This window comes from Streptomyces sp. NPDC047014 (assembly GCF_040644195.1).
Classification (GTDB): Bacteria; Actinomycetota; Actinomycetes; order Streptomycetales; family Streptomycetaceae; genus Streptomyces.
In genome coordinates this window covers 1-17,639 of record NZ_JBEYVX010000050.1, presented here as the reverse complement: position 1 = coordinate 17,639, position 17,639 = coordinate 1, and the positions used below count along the sequence as shown (strand labels likewise).

Here is a 17,639-nt window from a genome sequence, read left to right as displayed (position 1 = left end):
TACGGAGTGGTGGGCGCCCCGCGAAGGCGGCGTACGGGGCCCCGCGCGGGCCCGGCGGCGGGGGGTGCGGGCCCCGGGAGGACCCTCGCGGCGGGCGGCCCGGAAGATGTGCCAGAGTTGCCACGTCCCGGCGGTGAGCACGTACCGTACGGCGGACAGGCGTGAGCGCCAGGACCGGGACATCGGGAAGGGGCAGCTGGGTTGACCACGCACGCACCGCACGCACCGCACGCACCTGACTCACCTCAGGGGCCTCAGGGGCAGCAGGCGGGGCAGTCCGTGACGCTGCCGGCCTCGCTCGACGAGGCCGTGGCGGCGCTCACCGCCATGCCCGCCGCCGTGCCCGTCGCGGGCGGGACCGACCTCATGGCCGCCGTCAACGCCGGGCTGCTGCGGCCCGCCGCGCTGGTGGGCCTGGGCCGGATCAACGAGATCCGCGGCTGGCAGTACCAGGACGGCCACGCCCTCCTCGGCGCCGGGCTCACCCACGCGCGGATGGGCCGGCCGGACTTCGCCGCCCTGATCCCCGCGCTCGCGGCCGCCGCGCGCGCCGCCGGGCCGCCGCAGATCCGCAACGCGGGCACGCTCGGCGGGAACATCGCCACCGCCGCGCCCACCGGGGACGCGCTGCCGGTGCTGGCCGCGCTGGAGGCCGTACTCGTCATCGTCGGGCCCGAGGGCCGGCGCGAGATCCCGGTCTCCCACCTGCTGGCCGGGCGGGAGATGCTGCGGCCGGGCGAGCTGATCGGCCATGTGCGGGTGCCGCTGCTGCACGCCCCGCAGGTGTTCCTCAAGGCCACCGGGCGCACCGGGCCGGGGCGCGCGGTGGCGTCCGTGGGTCTCGTACTGGACCCCGCGCGCCGGGGCGTGCGCTGTGCGATCGGCGCGGTGGCCCCGATGCCGCTGCGGCCGCTGGAGGCCGAGCAGTGGGTGGCCTCGCTGATCGACTGGGACGGCGGGCGGAGCCTGGCCCCCGAGGCGCTGGAGGCGTTCGGCGAGTACGTCGCGGCCGCCTGCGTGCCGGACCAGGGGGAACCGGTGGCTCCGGGTGTACTGCATCTGCGGCGTACGGTGGCCGTGCTGGCACGCAGGGCCCTGGGGAGGGCACTGACCTCATGAGCGAGAACGAGAACGAGAACGTGACCCAGGGGAACGGTGCGGCGGGCTGGGGCTGGGAGCCCGTGCCGCAGGGCGGCGAGTACGACTCGGACGCCACGGCCTTCGTGAAACTGCCGCAGGACATGCTCGACGCGCTCGGCACCGGGGAGCCGCTGGCGGCGCCCGGGCACGGCTATGTGCCGCCGCCGATGATCGTCCCGCTGGGCTCGGCCAGTACGGATCCGGGGGCCACGGGGGCGTGGGGGCTGCCGGGGCAGTGGCCGGAGCCGGAGGCGCCCGCGGGAGGTGCGGTCGGCGGGCCGATCCCCGCCTCCGTGCCGATCCCGGCGGCGGTGGCGGCGGCCTTCGCGGGCACGGACGGGGAGGACCCGCAGGACTTCCCCGACCCGGAGGACCTGCGGGACCCGGCGGACCCGGCGGACCCGGTGGACCCGGGGGAGACGGCGGAGTGGCGCTTCCCGGAGGCGGTGCACGAGCCCGGCCCGGAGCCGGAGGCCGCGCCGTCGGCCACGGGGCAGTGGGCGGTGCCGGAGTACACCGCCGAGTACGCGACGGGTGAGTTCCGGCCGAGTGCGCTCGACGCCGACTGGAGCCAGGCCCCGGCGACCCTGCCCGGCGGCGCTCCCGCGCCCTGGGCCTACCTCACGCAGCAGCCCGCCGCCGCCGAGCCCTCCGAGGCCGCCCCCGCCGGCCGCCTCTTCGGCGCGCCCGGAGCGGGGGCCGCGGGGCGCGGTCCGCGCGTACTGGGCGGCCCGGGGGTGGGCACGGCCCTCCAGGAACCCGACCCGGCCCTCGCGCACGAGGCCGAAGCCGCTCATGCCCCGGCGGCCCCGGCCCCGGGCCCGGACCCGCAGGCGGAACGCCCGCGCCCGGTGGCTCCGCCGGACGCGGAGGGGGCGTACGCCGGGCCCGCACGGGGCGCGGAGGGGGCGTACGCGGGCGGCGCGTATGCCGATGAGGCGTACGCCTCGGCCGGGCATGCGACGCGCGTGGACCCGTCCGGGCCGGAGGCCCGGGAGGGGCGGCCCGCGCACGCGGAACCCGCAGGCCGGCGGGGGCACGCGCCGTACGGCACGCCCGCCGGACACGCCCCGCACGCCGACCGGCTGGACCACGCCGCGCACGACACCCATCCGGGCCACGCCACGCAGGCGGAACGGCCCGACGCGGTGGAGCGGGCGGAGCGCGCGGCGCACGCCGAGCGCGCGGCGGGGCTCGCGCACGCTCCGGAGGAGCGGTACGCCGCGCAGGGCGCGCAGGCCGGGCACGCGGAGCACTCCGACCGGCCCGCACACGCTCCGCAGGACCCGTACGCCGATCACGCCGCGCATGCCCCGCACATCGGGCACGCCGAGCACGGCGAACTCGCCGGCCAGGGCGGCCACGCCGAAGAGGCTGCGCACGCCGAGCAGTCGGGGCACCCCGAGCGCGCCGCGCAGTCCGGGCACGCCCAGGACGCCGACCAGCCCGCGCAGGCTGCGCACGACCCGCACGGCGGGCAGCCGAACCATGCCGAGTACGGCGGGCACGCCGCGCGCGCGGAGCAGTCGGAGCACCCCGACCAGCCCGCGCACGGTCCGCAGGACCCGCAGGACCCGTACGCCGCGCACGGCCCGCAGGCCGGGCACGCCGGGCACGCCGGCCACGCCGAAGAGGCCGCGCATGCGCAGCAGTCGGGGCACCCCGAGCGCGACGCGCACCCCGAACAGGGCGCGCGCGCCGAGCAGTCCGGGCACTCCGAGGGCGCCCCGCAGCGTCCGCAGGGCTACGCCGTCGACACCGACGGCCACGGCTTCGCCGCCTTCGGGCCGGGGGAGGGCGCCCACGGCAGCCGGCATGCGGAGGTGCCGGACGCGTCCGCGCCGGACGCGGGGGGCGCCGACAGCGCGCCGGAGGCACCGCACGCGGAGGACGGCCAAGGGATCCCGGGCGAGGGGCCGACGTACGAGGAAAGTGCCTCGCACGACGCCGCCGTCGCCGCGCACGAGCACCCGCACGCCTCCTACGTCCTGCGTGTCAACGGCGCCGACCGCCCCGTCACCGGCGCCTGGATCGGCGAATCCCTGCTCTACGTGCTGCGCGAGCGCCTCGGCCTCGCCGGCGCCAAGGACGGCTGCTCGCAGGGCGAGTGCGGCGCCTGTGCCGTGCAGGTGGACGGCCGGCTCGTCGCCTCCTGCCTGGTCCCGGCCGCCACGGTCGCCGGCAGCGAGGTGCGTACCGTCGAAGGTCTCGCCACCGACGGGGAACTCTCCGACGTGCAGCAGGCGTTGTGCAGGTCGGGCGCGGTGCAGTGCGGGTTCTGCGTGCCCGGCATGGCCATGACCATCCACGACCTGCTGGAGGGCAACCACGCCCCCAGCGAGCTGGAGACCCGCCAGGCCCTCTGCGGCAACCTCTGCCGCTGCTCCGGCTACGCGGGGGTCGTCGACGCGGTCCGCGAGGTCGTGGCCGGGCGCGAGGCGGCGGCCGCGGCCCCGGCAGCCGAGGCGCCCGCGGCCCAGGCCCCCGCCGAGGCCCGCATCCCGCACCAGGCAGCGCCCGGCGAGGGCGGCATCCACCACGGAGGCACGGCGTGAGCGGCCAGGACGCGGCGACCGCGACGACGGTGAACACCACGGTGACGGCCATGGCCGCCGCCCCCGGGGCCGAGGCCCCCGCCCAGCAGGTGCCGCGCGGCATCGGGGCCTCCGTCCCCGCCGCCGACACCCGCGCCAAGACCGAGGGCACCTTCCCCTACGCCGCCGACCTCTGGGCCGAGGGCCTGCTCTGGGCCGCCCTGCTGCGCTCCCCGCACGCGCACGCCCGGATCCTCTCCGTCGACACCTCGGCCGCCGCCGCCATGCCCGGCGTGCGCGCCGTCGTCACCCACGCCGACGTGCCCGGCGCCACCACGCACGGCCGCCGCATCGCGGACCGGCCGGTGTTCGCGCACGACGTCGTACGCCACCACGGCGAGCCCATCGCCGCCGTCGCCGCCGACCACCCCGACACGGCACGGCTCGCCGCCGCCGCGATCATCGTGGAGTACGAGCTGCTCGACCCGGTCACCGACCCCGAGCAGTCCTTCGGCGCCCCCGCCCTGCACCCCGACGGCAACCTGTTCCGGCACATCCCGCTGCGCTACGGCGACCCGGAGGCCACCGGCGAGGTGGTCGTGGAGGGCCTGTACCGGATCGGCCGGCAGGACCCCGCCCCCATCGGCGCCGAGGCCGGACTGGCCGTGCCGCGGCCCGACGGCGGCGTGGAGCTGTACACCGCCTCCACCGACCCGCACACCGACCGTGACCTGGCCGCCGCCTGCTTCGGCCTGGAACCGGACCGCGTGCGCGTGGTCGTCACCGGGGTCCCGGGCGCGACGGCCGACCGCGAGGACGCCGCCTTCCAGCTGCCGCTCGGCCTGCTGGCGCTGCGTACCGGCTGCCCGGTCAAGCTCGCCGCCACCCGCGAGGAGTCCTTCCTCGGCCACACCCACCGGCACCCGACCCTGCTGCGCTACCGCCACCACGCGGACGCCGAGGGCCGGCTGGTGAAGGTGGAGGCGCAGATCCTGATGGACGGGGGCGCGTACGCGGACGCCTCCTCCGAATCCCTCGCGGCGGCGGTCGCCTTCGCCTGCGGCCCGTACGTGGTCCCGCACGCCTTCGTCGAGGGCTGGGCGGTGCGCACCAACAACCCGCCGTCGGGGCATGTGCGCGGCGAGGGCGCGATGCAGGTGTGCGCGGCGTACGAGGGCCAGATGGACAAGCTGGCCGCCAAGCTCGGCATCGACGGGGCGGAATTGCGCCTGCGCAACGTCCTGGCGACGGGCGACCTGCTGCCCACCGGGCAGACGGTGACCTGCCCGGCGCCGGTGGCGGAACTGCTGCGCGCGGTACGGGACTTCGAGCTGCCGGGGCTGCCGAAGGACACCCCCGAGGACGAATGGCTGCTGCCCGGCGGCCCGGAGGGCGCGGGCGAGCCGGGCGCGGTGCGGCGCGGCGTCGGCTACGGCGTGGGCATGGTGCACATGCTCGGCGCGGAGGGCACCGACGAGGTCTCCACGGCCACGGTGAAGGTGCTCAACGGCGCGGCCACGGTCATCTGCGCCGCCGTCGACACCGGCCAGGGCTTCGCCACCCTCGCGCGGCAGATCGTCCAGGAGATCCTGGGCGTGGAGGACGTGACGGTGGCCCCCGCCGACACCGACCAGCCGCCGGCGGGCGCCTCGGCGCACGGCCGCCACACGTGGGTGTCGGGCGGCGCGGTCGAGCGCGCGGCGAAGATGGTACGCACCCAGCTGCTCCAGCCGATGGCGCACAAGCTCGGCATGTCCACCGAGCTGCTGCAGATCGCGGAGGGCCGCATCACCTCGTACGACGGCGCCTTCTCGATGCCGGTCGCGGAGGCCATCGAGGGCAAGGAGCTGTGGGCGACGGCCCAGTGCCGCCCCCACCCGACGGAGCCGCTGGACGGCGACGGGCAGGGCGACGCCTTCGTGGGGCTGGCCTTCTGCGCGATCCGGGCGGTGGTGGACGTGGACATCGAGCTGGGTTCCGTACGGGTGGTGGAGCTGGCGGTGGCCCAGGACGTCGGCCGGATCCTCAACCCGCGCCAGCTGGAGGCCCGTATCGAGGCCGGGGTCACGCAGGGCGTGGGCGCGGCGCTGACGGAGAACCTGCGCACGGTGGCGGGCCTGGTCCGCCACCCGGACCTCACGGGCTACGCCCTGCCGACGGCGCTGGACGCCCCGGCGGTGCGGATCGTGAAGCTGGTGGAGGAGCGGGACGTGGTGGCGCCGTTCGGCGCGAAGGCGGCGAGCGCGGTCCCGGTGGTGACGACACCGGCGGCGGTGGCGTCGGCGGTGCGGGCGGCGACGGGGCGTCCGGTGAACCGGCTCCCGATCAGGCCGTCGGCGGCGGTGGCGGGGGCGTGAGGCGGGCCTGAGGCGGGCTTGGGGTGCTCCGCATTGCTTGTGCAATGCGGAGTTGGGCCTGTCGGTGCCTGTCGCTAGAGTGATCCGCGAGACTGCGCGCGCAGGTGCGAACGGGGACGGGGAACCGGGGCGCCGGGGATTCGGGGGAGGCCATCGTGGCGGAGGACAAGGTCGGGTTCCTGTCGGTGAACGTGGCGGCCGAGGTCGAGGCGTCGATCAGAGCCCAGGCGGTCGCCCAGGCCAAGGCCGCGGCGCTGCGCGTCCAGTACGACGACCTGAGCCAGTACAAGAAGCTGGTGGACGGCCTCCTGTCCACCCTCCAGGAATCCCCGGCCCACCACGGCAATCTCGCGGACGGCACCCTCCCGACGGGCGCCCTGGGCAAGGGCTTCCCGCAGGCGGACAAGCTGTACGAGGCGTACAAGACGGTCCACACGGAGCTGCAGAAGCTGTCGAAGGGGCTGGCGGGGCAGATCGAGGGGCTGGGGATCGCGGTCCAGTCCGCGAGCGGGGGGTACAGCGAGGTGGACGAGGAGGCGAAGCGCCGGATGGTCGCCATCGCCAAGCAGGCCCACACCGACTACGTCGAGAAGCGTGATCCGTACGCGGAGAAGACGCACGGAACTCCGCAGCCCGCGCAGCCGGACGTGCCGAGGAAGGGCGGTGCCTTCTGATGACGGACTTCGAGGGCTACACGCACGCGCAGCTCTACGCCATGGTCGCGTCGATCGACCCGGAGAAGGTGGAGTCGCTGGGCACGCAGCTCGCCAACGCGGCCGACACGATCAGGGAGATCGGCAAGAAGCTCAAGGACCACCAGGTCAAGGGCTGGGAGGGCGAGGCGGCCACGGCCTTCCAGGAGTGGGTGAACCAGGCGGGCAGCGCGACGCTGGAGCTGGCCAAGTACAGCACCAACGGTGGCAAGTACATGACCGAGGCCGCGACGATCATGCGCGAGGTCAAGCCGACGGCGGACGGCGGCGGCAACATGCCGCAGTACAGCGCGGCGGCGGAGACCCAGCTCAAGGAGAACCTGGCGACGTCCCGCAAGTACCACAACGACCCGGACGCGGTGCAGCTCGGCCAGGAGGCATGGTCGAAGCTGAGCGGCGACCACGCGCGGGCGGTGGACGCGATGAACAAGCTGGCCGGGGCGTACGAGCAGTCGACGACGCAGATGAACAACGCGAAAATCCCGACGTTCCCACCGCCGCCGCAGGTGCTTGTGCCGCCCGATTACTACAGCAGTTCGGAAGACATGGCGAGGCCGGGAGGCGTTTCTGGCGGTAGCCCCTCGTCCGCCTCCGCGTACACCGGGCACGGGCCGTCACATGGCACACCCTCGGATGATTCAGCAGCGGTGCTGGGGCGTTCGGCGCATCCGGACGGCCGCGTCCCGTCGGCGCCCGTGTCACCGATCCCGGACCGTCAGATTGGGGTGGACCTGGACAGCGTCGCTACGCTGCCGCACCCTACGGCACCGGTGATCCCTGGTCCCGGTGGCCCGCCGACCACGGGGCCCGTGGGGCCCGCGCCAACCCCCTTCATCCCGCCTGTTGGCATGCCGCCGATGGCAACGGTCAAGACGCCCGGCCCCCTTGGCCCTGGCATCGGGCCGTATCCGACTCTGGGCGGCCCCGGTGTCCCCGGCGGCAGGGCCATCGGTACGCCCGGCCTCCCGCCCCGCGACAGCGGAATCGTCGGCGGGAGGCCGGTGTCCACCACCGGCCCCGGTACGGGTGTTCCGCGCGGCACGGTCATCGGCGAAGGACCGCACCAGACGGGCCGCCCCATGGGCGGCGGTGTCATGGGCCCCGGCGTCGGAGGCGGCCACTACGGCGGCCAGAGCGGGATCCCCGCCGGGCGTCGGCTGGCTTCGGAGCCGGGAGGCGTGATCGGCGGTCGGCAGAGCGGTGTGGTCGGGCAGCCGTTCACCCAGGGTGGTTCCGGACTCGTGCGCAACGGGGCCGGAGCGGTGGGCCCGATGGGCGCGCACGCTCAGCCCCCGGCCCCGCGACGCGGTGGCCGGCAGGGCGAGCGCCCCGACTACCTGGCCGAGGACGAAGAGACCTGGCAGGGCAACCGTCGTGTTGTCCCCCCGGTGATCGACTGAGCGGAATGGACACAGCGCGGGTGCACATGCGTAAGGCGACCTCGGTCCTGATGGGTCTCCTGCTGGCCGGGGTCGCCGCGACCCCGGCCCATGCGGAGTCCATTCGATCGCAGCAGTGGCATCTCGACGTGATGAAGGCCGACGAGATCTGGAAGACCAGTACGGGAACAGGGATCACCGTCGCGGTGATCGATGACGGGGTCCGGGAAATCCCCGAACTGGCAGGGCAGCTCGTCCCCGGTAAGCGTTTCACCCCCGAGGGGGGTGACGGCCCCACTGACCAGGGCAGTCACGGCACGAGCATGGCGGCCTTGATCGCCGCAACGGGAAAGCACCCGAGTGGCGACGGTAGCTACGGCCTCGCACCCGGCGTCAAGGTCCTTCCGATTCTCGTCTCCAGCATGGAGAAGGCAACGCCGACGTGGGTCAAGGCAATTCGCTACGCGGCAGACTCGGACGCCAGGATCATCAATATGTCCCTGGGGATCAGCGGAACGCCCGAGGACGATCGGGGCAGAGCGGAAGCGGTGAAGTATGCCCTGTCCAAGGGCAAGTTGGTCTTCGCTGCTGTGGGTAATTACGGCGATTCCACGAACGAGCTCAATTACCCGGCCGGAACCCCCGGAGTAGTGGGCGTCGGGGCGGTGGCCCAGACCGGGGAGCCGACCAAGGAATCTCAGCACGGTCCTCAGGTGGACATGGCCGCACCGGGCCTTGACATCGTGACGGCGTGTGCCGGGAAGTCCGGGTTGTGCAAGTCTTCCGGAACCAGCGACGCCTCCGCCCTCGCCTCCGCCTCCGCCGCCCTCCTCTGGTCCGCTCACCCCGACTGGACCAACAACCAGGTGCTCCGCGTGCTCCTCAACACCGCCGGTAAGCCCGTGGACGGGTCCGCGCGCAATGACTACATCGGCTACGGCGTCGTACGCCCCCGCGTCGCCCTCCAGACCCCCGGCGACCCCGGCCCCGCCGACGTCTACCCGCTCCCCGACCTGGCCGCCGCCACCGCGCCCCCCACCCCGGCTACCGCCCCCGCCCCCGCGAACAAGGCAGCCACCGCCCCCAAGAACGACAACGACGACAGCACCACCCCCTGGACCGGCCTCGGCCTCGGACTCGCCGCCTGCGTGCTCATCGGCGGCGCCGTCACCGCAGCCCTCGTACGCCGCAGTCGTTAACCGAGCATCAGCCCAGCCCGGCCCCCACACCGGCCACCCCGCCCACGCCCCCCCCGGAGGTCCCCGCGATGTCGTTCGACGAGGAATGGTCGGCGGCCCGCGCCACGGCCCGTTCCCACGCCGCCCTGCGCCTCAACCAGGCCCCCGCCGCCCCCGGGCCCGGGTCGGGCCCCGGGGCCGCCGACCTCGCTCTCCCCCAGGACCGTATCGGCGCCATCGGCAGCGAGGCGTACGCCCTCCACCACCGCCTCCAGACCGACGCCCGGCATGCCGCCACCGCCACCTCCGAAGCCGCCGCCGCCCTCACCAAGGAGGGCTTCGCCGCCGGGGCGGCCCTGCTCACGGCGCACACCCGCTGGGAGAGCCAGGTGAAGACCCTCGTCGCCGCCTGCGCGAACATCTCCAACGGGCTCAGCTACTCCTTGCAGTCCCACGCCAAGGACGAAGCGCAGCTGCACGCCGACCTCACCGCGTCCGCCGTCGACTCCTACCTGAAATAGGCCGCCCGCATGCTGACGTACGAGAACGTCATGAACGCCCCCCTCGACCGGCTCCAGACCGCCGTCACCGACTGGACCGCCATGGCCGGCAAGCTGGACGAGCTGGCCCGCACCGCCCGCGACGGCATGAAGGCGAAGTCGGACAAGGCCGACTGGAGCGGGATCACGGCCGGGGTGGCGCGCGGGTTCGTCGACAGGACGGCCAAGGAGTTCGAGGACGCGGCGAAGGCGGCCAAGGGCATGCACCTCGTCCTCGCCGACGCCCACGCCACCCTCACGGCGGCCCGTGCCCAGCTCGCGAAGCTGGCCGAGGAGGCCCCGGCGGCCGGGTTCCGGATCGACGCGGCCGGGCGGGTCACCGCCGTCCCGCTGCCCACCGAGGCGGACCGCAACGCCGCCCGCCACGACCCGGACTACCAGCGCACGCTCACCGAGAACCGCAACGCCTGGCAGGCCCGCGTCAACCGCGCGGTCGAGGACGCCCAGGACGCCGACGACTCCCTCGTCCGCGTCCTGCAGGCGAACAGCGCGGACGCCCACGATTTCAGCGCGCCGGCCCACACCACCCTGGACGCCGAGCAGGCCGCCCGCGCCGCCGGGCTGATGAAGACGGTCACCGGCCCCGGCGGCACGGCCCGCAACGTCGAGGCGCTGCGCGAGCTGGAGGACCTGCTCGACGACAACCGGGCGGACCCGGAGTTCGCCACCGGCTTCTACCGGACGATCGGCGCCGAGGGCACCCTCGCCATGTACTCCGCGATGTCCCTGGACGCCACCTCCCTGGGCGCCCCCGGCAAGGACCGGGCCCTGATGGTCTCGAACATCCAGAGCGACATGGGCGCCATGCTCGGCCTCGCCACCCACAAGGACGTCCCCGGCCACTTGGACGCGGCCTGGACCACCCAGCTGATGAAGGCGGGCCGCAAGGAGATGGACGTCTTCGGGGGCGTCCGGCAGATCTACGGCTACCAGGCGCTCGGCGCGCTGCTGCGCGAGGGATCGTACGACACGGAGTTCCTGACCTCCGTCGGCCGCGACATGATCGCCATGGACCGCAAGGACCCGCGGGCCTGGGAGTTCCACACCCCGGTCGGGCTGGAGACCGTACTGAACCAGAGCGCGGAGGGCGGCCGCGGCTTCTACCCGCTGACCGGCCTCATGGAGGCCCTGGCCCACAACCCGGACGCGGCGACGGCGCTGTTCAACGAGCCGGTGCGGGAGGACACGGACAAGGACGGCCTGGTCACGGCGCACGACCGCCCGGTCGCGGGCCAGCACGGCAAGCCGCGCGGCATGGTCGACTACATGCTCGACAAGCCGCCGTACATGGACAGCTTCGACATCACCCGCACCGGCCCCCTCCACCCGGCCCAACAGGCCCTCGGCGACGCCCTGATGACCGCGGTCTCCCACCGTCCCCCGGGCGCGGAGGACACCCCGCCGGTCGCCCACACGAAGGACATGGCGGCGGTGATGGAACGCATCGTCGAAAAACTCGGCGACAACCCGGACCTGGTCGCGGCGAAACCGGGCGCACCGGCGGGCCCGCTGAGCGAGCTGTCCGGCCACTTCGGCCAGATGGCCGCCGAGTACATGCCGGACATCCAGGCGTCCGCCGAAAACGGCAGCGGCCGCATCCACGCCCACGGCGAGATGGCCGAGTTCAACAAGTCGCACATGGCCCGCTTCCTGGGCGCCGTCGGCCAGGACCCGGGGGCGTACGGGGCCATCACCAACGCCAACCAGGCGTTCACGGCGGTCCTCGTCAACGACGTCGTCGTCAACCACGCCAAGGTCGGGGACCTCGGCACGGCCGTGGAGAACGCCGTCCATCCCGGCGGCCAGATCGCCGGCATGCTGACGGAGGCCCGCGCCCAGAACATGCACGCCGAGACGGCCCACAAGAACGAGGAGTACGTCAAGGGCGTCGAGGACAACGCCAAGTGGATCAACCGCGGCATCACGGCGGCGGGCGGCAAGTACCTGGAGCTGGTCCCGCTGGCCGGTGACCTGGTGGAGTGGGTCCAGGAGGACGTGACCGAGCACTTCGTCGACAAGGCGAAGGAGGAGGGCGAGGAGAAGACCGGCGCGACGGCGCAGCAGGTCTCCGAGATGTACGCCACCGCGCAGACGCAGTCGAGCAGGTCGGCGGCGGACGCGGTGCGCAACGCGGCGGCGGGTACGGGGATGTCGGCCACCGAGGTGGACGTCATGGCGGGTGCGGCGTCCAAGGAGACGGCGAACGCCCACTCCGTGGGCCGGGACCAGGTGGCCTCGGCGGCGGCGGCCCGCCCGTGAGCCGGGGAGCCGCGGAGCGGGTGCGTGCCGGCACGAGGGGGAGGCGGCTCATGAGCCGTCCGGCTGGGGGAGCGGTGCGTTCCGCGGGCTGGGTGGCCTGCCTGGTGCTGGCCGCCGGATGCTCCTCCTCGGGGCCCGCGCCCGAGCAGCGGACGGCCGCGCCGCGCACGGTCGAGATCGCCGAGGCGTGCCCCGGTCTGCTGAACGAAGCGGCCGCCCAGGCGGTGGAGCGTACGCTCCAGTCCTCCGCCCTGGTCCGCGACGAGGGGCAGGCGGTCGGGGCCGAGGGCATAGGCGCGGCGCTGGAAGCGGCGTACAAGGCAGGACCGGCGGCGGGCGAGACGGCCGTCACGCCGTGTGTCATGACCGGCCAGGTGGGCGGCGGGGACCGGAGGGCGGAGCTCCGCCTGGGCGCGGACAGCGGCGGGCCGGGCGTCCGGGTACGGGCGGACGCGAGGCAGGCGGCCGTGAGCTTCGACTGCGTGAGCACCCGCGTCGGCTCGACCACCGACCTCCCGCTCCGCATCACGAGCACCTTCACCGACCACTGGCAGAAGACCGCACCCACGGAAGGCCCGCCCGACACCTACCTGACGGTGGCCCACTCGGCCGCCCTGGCCATGGCGCAACACCTCTCCTGCGACAACACGGGCAATCTCCCACCCCGGCCGACAGCCCTCCCACCGCCGTCGGCGCCGTAGCGTCCCGCGCATGCGGAGGTGGGGGCCTAGGTCCGCGGACCGAGGGGTGGATCCGTCGAACGGACAGGGTCTAAACGTGGGTGCGCACCTTACGCTGGGGCGATGAGTGCCCTCGAACGCCGCGTGCCGCAGAAGACCGCCCCGCCCCCCGCCCCGCCGCGGGACGGCGGGGTCATGGGGCCCGCGTACCGGACGCTCAGCATCGGGATCATCTCCGTCGTCTTCCTCATCGCCTTCGAGGCGACCGCCGTCGGGACCGCCATGCCGGTCGCCGCCCGGGAGCTCCGAGGCATCGGGCTCTACGCCTTCGCCTTCTCCGCCTACTTCACCACCAGCCTCTTCGGCATGGTCCTCTCCGGCCAGTGGGCCGACCGGCAGGGTCCGCTGCGGCCGCTGACCGTCGGGATCGCCGCCTTCGCCTCCGGGCTCGTGGTGTCGGGGACGGCCGGCGCGATGTGGGTGTTCGTGCTCGGCCGGGCCGTGCAGGGGCTCGGGGGCGGGCTGGTGATCGTCGCGTTGTACGTCGTCGTCAGCCGGGCCTACGAAGAGCGGCTGCGGCCCGCGATCATGGCGGCCTTCGCCGCCAGCTGGGTCGTCCCCTCCATCGTCGGGCCGCTGGCCTCGGGGACGGTCACCGAGCACCTCGGCTGGCGGTGGGTGTTCCTCGGGATCCCGGCGCTGGTCGTCGTCCCGCTCGCGGTCGCGCTGCCCGCCATCCGGCGGACGGCCTCCGGGCCGGTGGGCGGGGAGCCCGTCGCCTTCGACCGGCGGCGGATCCGGCTGGCGCTCGGGATCTCGGTGGGGGCGGGGCTGCTCCAGTACGCCGCCCAGGACCTGCGGTGGCTCTCGCTGCTGCCGGGCCTGGCCGGTGCGGCGCTGCTGGTGCCGGCCGTGCGGGGTCTGCTGCCGCGCGGTACGTACCTGGCGCGGCGCGGGCTGCCGTCCGTGGTGCTGCTGCGGGGGGTGGCGGCGGGGTCGTTCATCGCCGCGGAGAGCTTCGTTCCGCTGATGCTGGTCACCCAGCGGGGGCTGAGCCCGACGCTGGCCGGGTTCTCGCTGGCGCTGGGCGGGCTGACGTGGGCGGGCGGCTCGTGGGTGCAGTCGCGGGGGCGGGTCGCGCCGTACCGGGAACGGCTGATGGTGCTCGGGATGGTGCTGGTGGCGCTGTCCATCGCGGCCGCGCCGGCGGTGCTGATCGCCTGGGTGCCGGTGTGGACGCTGGCGGTGGTGTGGGCGGTGGGGTGCCTGGGGATGGGGCTGGTGATCGGCTCAACGAGCGTGCTGCTGCTCCAGCTGTCGGCCCCGACGGAGGCCGGCGCCAACTCCGCCGCCCTCCAGATCTCCGACGCCCTCGCGAACGTGGTCCTGCTGGCCGGCGGCGGCGCGGCCTTCGCCGCGCTGGGCGGCGGAGCGGTGGGCGCCGCGCACACGCTCACGGCGGGCACGGCGACGGCCTCCCACCCCGCCGCGTTCGTGGTGGTCTTCCTCCCGATGTCCTGCGTAGCCCTGGCAGGCGCCTGGATAGCCACCCGCCTCCACGCCCGCCCGCAGACCACTCCCGCCGCACCGTCCCCCTGAGGGCCGGAGGCCCGGCCCCGGTGGACGGCCCGCAGGGCCCCGAGGGCGGGGCCGGGAGGAGGAGCCCCGAGGACGGGGCCGGGGGAGGAGCCCCGAGGGGGCGGCCCCGTCGACCCTGCCCGCATCGGCCCAGGACGCCGCCCACGGCCTCGTCGTCGGTGTCGCCTCCGGTGCCCTCGGTGACGTGGCGGTGATCGCCGTGCGGCTGCGGGAGTTGGTCCCGGTGTGACGCTCGCCGCACCGGCCGAGGTCACGGGCCTGTCCCTCCGCGAGGGGTGGGCCCGCCCCGGTAGGGTGGCCCGGTTGTCCTACGTACGACCGCCTGCCCCCGTACCGAGTACGCCGAGAGCACGAACCGGAGACCGTGACTACTACCGCCTCCCACCACCTCTCACCCGCCTTCCCCGGCCGTGCCCCCTGGGGCACCGCCAGCAAGCTGCGCGCCTGGCAGCAGGGAGCGCTGGACAAGTACATCCAGACCCAGCCCCGCGACTTCCTCGCGGTCGCCACCCCCGGCGCGGGCAAGACCACCTTCGCCCTGACCCTCGCCTCCTGGCTGCTGCACCACCACGTGGTCCAGCAGGTCACCGTCGTCGCACCCACCGAGCACCTCAAGAAGCAGTGGGCCGAGGCCGCCGCCCGGATAGGGATCCGCCTCGACCCCGACTACTCGGCGGGCCCGCTCAGCCGCGACTACCACGGTGTCGCCGTCACCTACGCCGGTGTCGGCGTCCGCCCCATGCTGCACCGCAACCGCTGCGAGCAGCGCAAGACCCTCGTGATCCTGGACGAGATCCACCACGCCGGTGACTCCAAGTCCTGGGGCGAGGCGTGCCTGGAGGCGTTCGACCCGGCGACCCGGCGCCTGGCCCTCACCGGCACCCCCTTCCGCTCCGACACCAACCCGATCCCCTTCGTCACGTACGAGGAGGGCAACGACGGCATCCGCCGCTCCTCCGCCGACTACACCTACGGCTACGGCAACGCCCTCGGCGACGGCGTCGTGCGCCCGGTCATCTTCCTCTCCTACAGCGGCAACATGCGCTGGCGCACCAAGGCGGGCGACGAGATCGAGGCCCGCCTCGGCGAGCCGATGACCAAGGACGCCATCTCCCAGGCGTGGCGCACCGCCCTCGACGCGCGCGGCGACTGGATGCCGAACGTGCTGCGCGCCGCCGACCAGCGGCTGACCGAGGTGCGCAAGGGCATCCCCGACGCGGGCGGCCTCGTCATCGCCTCCGACCAGGACTCGGCGCGCGCCTACGCCAAGCTGATCCGCGAGATCACCGGCACCAAGGCCACCCTCGTCCTCTCCGACGACACCGGCGCCTCCAAGAACATCGACACCTTCAGCGGGAACGACGACCGCTGGATGGTCGCGGTCCGCATGGTGTCCGAGGGCGTCGACGTCCCGCGCCTGGCCGTCGGCGTGTACGCCACGACCATCTCGACCCCGCTGTTCTTCGCGCAGGCCGTGGGCCGTTTCGTACGGTCGCGCAGGCGCGGCGAGACGGCCTCCGTGTTCCTGCCGACCATCCCCTACCTGCTCGGCTTCGCCAACGAGATGGAGGTCGAGCGCGACCACGTCCTCGACCGGCCGAAGAAGCAGGGCGAGGAGGACCCGTACGCCGAGTCCGAGAAGGAGATGGACGAGGCGAACCGGCAGGAGGACGAGGACACCGGCGACGAGGAGCAGATGTCCTTCGAGGCGCTGGAGTCCGACGCCGTCTTCGACCGGGTCCTCTACGACGGCGCCGAGTTCGGCATGCAGGCGCACCCGGGCAGCGAGGAGGAGCAGGACTACCTCGGCATCCCCGGGCTGCTGGAGCCGGACCAGGTGCAGATGCTGCTGCAGAAGCGGCAGTCGCGGCAGATCGCGCACAGCCGCCGCAAGCCGGACGCGGAGGCGGACCTGCTGGAGCTGCCGGCCGACCGGCGGCCGGTGGTTTCGCACAAGGAATTGCTGGAGCTGCGCAAGTCGCTCAACACGATGGTCGGCGCGTACGTCCACCAGAGCGGCAAGCCGCACGGCGTGATCCACACCGAGCTGCGCCGGGTCTGCGGAGGGCCGCCGAGCGCGGAGGCGACGGCGGGGCAGCTGCGCGAGCGCATCAAGAAGGTGCAGGAGTGGGCCACCCGGATGCGGTGATTCCACCAGGGATGCAGACGAGTGAGGGGACGGGGTCCGTGCGGAGTTTCGCACGGACCCCGTCGCTGTCCGGTGTGGTCGGAGTGTGGTCGGAGTGTGGTCACGAAACGGCACCGAGTGCGGTCAGGAAACGGCATAAAGGGGTAGTGCGCGCCCGGATTCTGGACGAGCCCTTCCGCTGAGCGGACCTGCTCGCTACTGTCCCCGCATCGAACGCACCGTGGCAGCGCCGCCGCGGGAGCGCAGCCGGTGCAATGGCCGCTACCGGCGGCCTCTCCTGTGCGCCGCCACGGGACCGGCGGCGCACCTTTGCGAGAGTCACCGCCGCTCACCGAAAGAGGGAGAGGCGTCGTGACCGCGGAAACCTCCCAGACTCTCGACCGAGGGCTCAGAGTCCTCAAACTCCTCGCAGACACCGACCACGGTCTGACCGTCACCGAGCTGTCCAACCGGCTCGGCGTGAACCGCACCGTCGTCTACCGCCTCCTCGCCACCCTCGAACAGCACGCGCTGGTACGGAGGGACCTCGGCGGGCGGGCCCGGGTCGGGCTCGGGGTGCTGCGGCTGGGGCGGCAGGTGCATCCGCTGGTGCGCGAGGCGGCCCTGCCCGCGCTGCGGTCCCTCGCCGAGGACATCGGGGCGACGGCGCATCTGACGCTCGTGGACGGTACGGAGGCGCTGGCGGTCGCGGTGGTCGAACCCACCTGGACGGACTACCACGTGGCCTACCGGGCCGGGTTCCGCCATCCGCTGGACCGCGGGGCCGCGGGGCGGGCCATCCTGGCGGCGCGGCAGGGCTCGCTGATCGAGCCGGGCTACACGCTGACGCATGGCGAGCTCGAAGCGGGGGCGAGCGGGGCTGCGGCGCCGCTGGTGGGGATATCGGGGCTGGAGGGGAGCGTGGGGGTCGTGATGCTGGCGGACGCGGTGCCGGAGCGGGTGGGGCCGCGGGTGGTCGATGCGGCTCGGGAGGTGGCGGACGCCCTTCGCTAGGCCGCGGGCTTGGCCGTTGCTCCTGGGGTGCCGCTGATCTGCCGGGTGCGGCGCCGTTGCGGGGGCGCTGCCCCCGGGCCCCCGCGCCTCAAACGCCG

General features: G+C 74.2%; 12 protein-coding genes. All 12 read left to right on the top strand.

All coding sequences use genetic code 11. The annotated features are described in order from the left end of the window. The first annotated feature begins 279 nt into the window (after positions 1 to 279). Positions 280 to 1,119, top strand: a complete 840-nt coding sequence (locus tag ABZ873_RS23425) for an FAD binding domain-containing protein (protein WP_360875355.1) — start codon at positions 280 to 282, stop codon at positions 1,117 to 1,119. Continuing rightward, positions 1,116 to 3,695, top strand: coding sequence for a 2Fe-2S iron-sulfur cluster-binding protein (locus ABZ873_RS23420; protein WP_360875354.1), 2,580 nt, complete (start codon positions 1,116 to 1,118; stop codon positions 3,693 to 3,695). Before ABZ873_RS23425 ends, ABZ873_RS23420 begins: the two co-directional genes overlap by 4 nt. Before the next feature lie 50 nt (positions 3,696 to 3,745). Beyond that, positions 3,746 to 6,031 carry a xanthine dehydrogenase family protein molybdopterin-binding subunit gene (locus ABZ873_RS23415; RefSeq protein WP_360875390.1) on the top strand — a complete coding sequence of 762 codons (2,286 nt, stop codon included), beginning with the start codon at positions 3,746 to 3,748 and terminating at the stop codon, positions 6,029 to 6,031. 155 nt (positions 6,032 to 6,186) lie between these two features. Next, entirely contained in the window at positions 6,187 to 6,705 is a 519-nt protein-coding gene (locus ABZ873_RS23410; RefSeq protein ID WP_360875352.1) for a hypothetical protein, read from the top strand. Positions 6,706 to 6,746: 41 nt separating this feature from the next. After that, positions 6,747 to 8,144, top strand: coding sequence for a WXG100 family type VII secretion target (locus ABZ873_RS23405; protein WP_360875350.1), 1,398 nt, complete (start codon positions 6,747 to 6,749; stop codon positions 8,142 to 8,144). 5 nt (positions 8,145 to 8,149) lie between these two features. Then, the gene (mycP, locus tag ABZ873_RS23400; RefSeq protein WP_360875348.1) at positions 8,150 to 9,322 is read left to right on the top strand and encodes a type VII secretion-associated serine protease mycosin; all 1,173 of its coding nucleotides are present in this window, start codon (positions 8,150 to 8,152) and stop codon (positions 9,320 to 9,322) included. A gap of 68 nt (positions 9,323 to 9,390) precedes the next feature. After that, positions 9,391 to 9,822, top strand: coding sequence for a hypothetical protein (locus ABZ873_RS23395; RefSeq protein ID WP_360875346.1), 432 nt, complete (start codon positions 9,391 to 9,393; stop codon positions 9,820 to 9,822). Between the two features lie 9 nt (positions 9,823 to 9,831). Continuing rightward, complete coding sequence (locus ABZ873_RS23390) at positions 9,832 to 12,120, top strand: hypothetical protein (RefSeq protein WP_360875344.1); 2,289 nt, start codon at positions 9,832 to 9,834, stop codon at positions 12,118 to 12,120. A gap of 50 nt (positions 12,121 to 12,170) precedes the next feature. Beyond that, positions 12,171 to 12,821, top strand: coding sequence for a hypothetical protein (locus tag ABZ873_RS23385; protein ID WP_360875342.1), 651 nt, complete (start codon positions 12,171 to 12,173; stop codon positions 12,819 to 12,821). A gap of 102 nt (positions 12,822 to 12,923) precedes the next feature. Further along, positions 12,924 to 14,399: an MFS transporter gene (locus ABZ873_RS23380; protein WP_360875340.1), complete on the top strand. Its 1,476-nt coding sequence runs from the start codon at positions 12,924 to 12,926 to the stop codon at positions 14,397 to 14,399. Between the two features lie 364 nt (positions 14,400 to 14,763). Next, positions 14,764 to 16,548, top strand: a complete 1,785-nt coding sequence (locus ABZ873_RS23375) for a DEAD/DEAH box helicase (protein ID WP_360875338.1) — start codon at positions 14,764 to 14,766, stop codon at positions 16,546 to 16,548. Between the two features lie 351 nt (positions 16,549 to 16,899). Beyond that, entirely contained in the window at positions 16,900 to 17,541 is a 642-nt protein-coding gene (locus ABZ873_RS23370) for a helix-turn-helix domain-containing protein (protein WP_030662724.1), read from the top strand. Positions 17,542 to 17,639 lie beyond the last annotated feature (98 nt).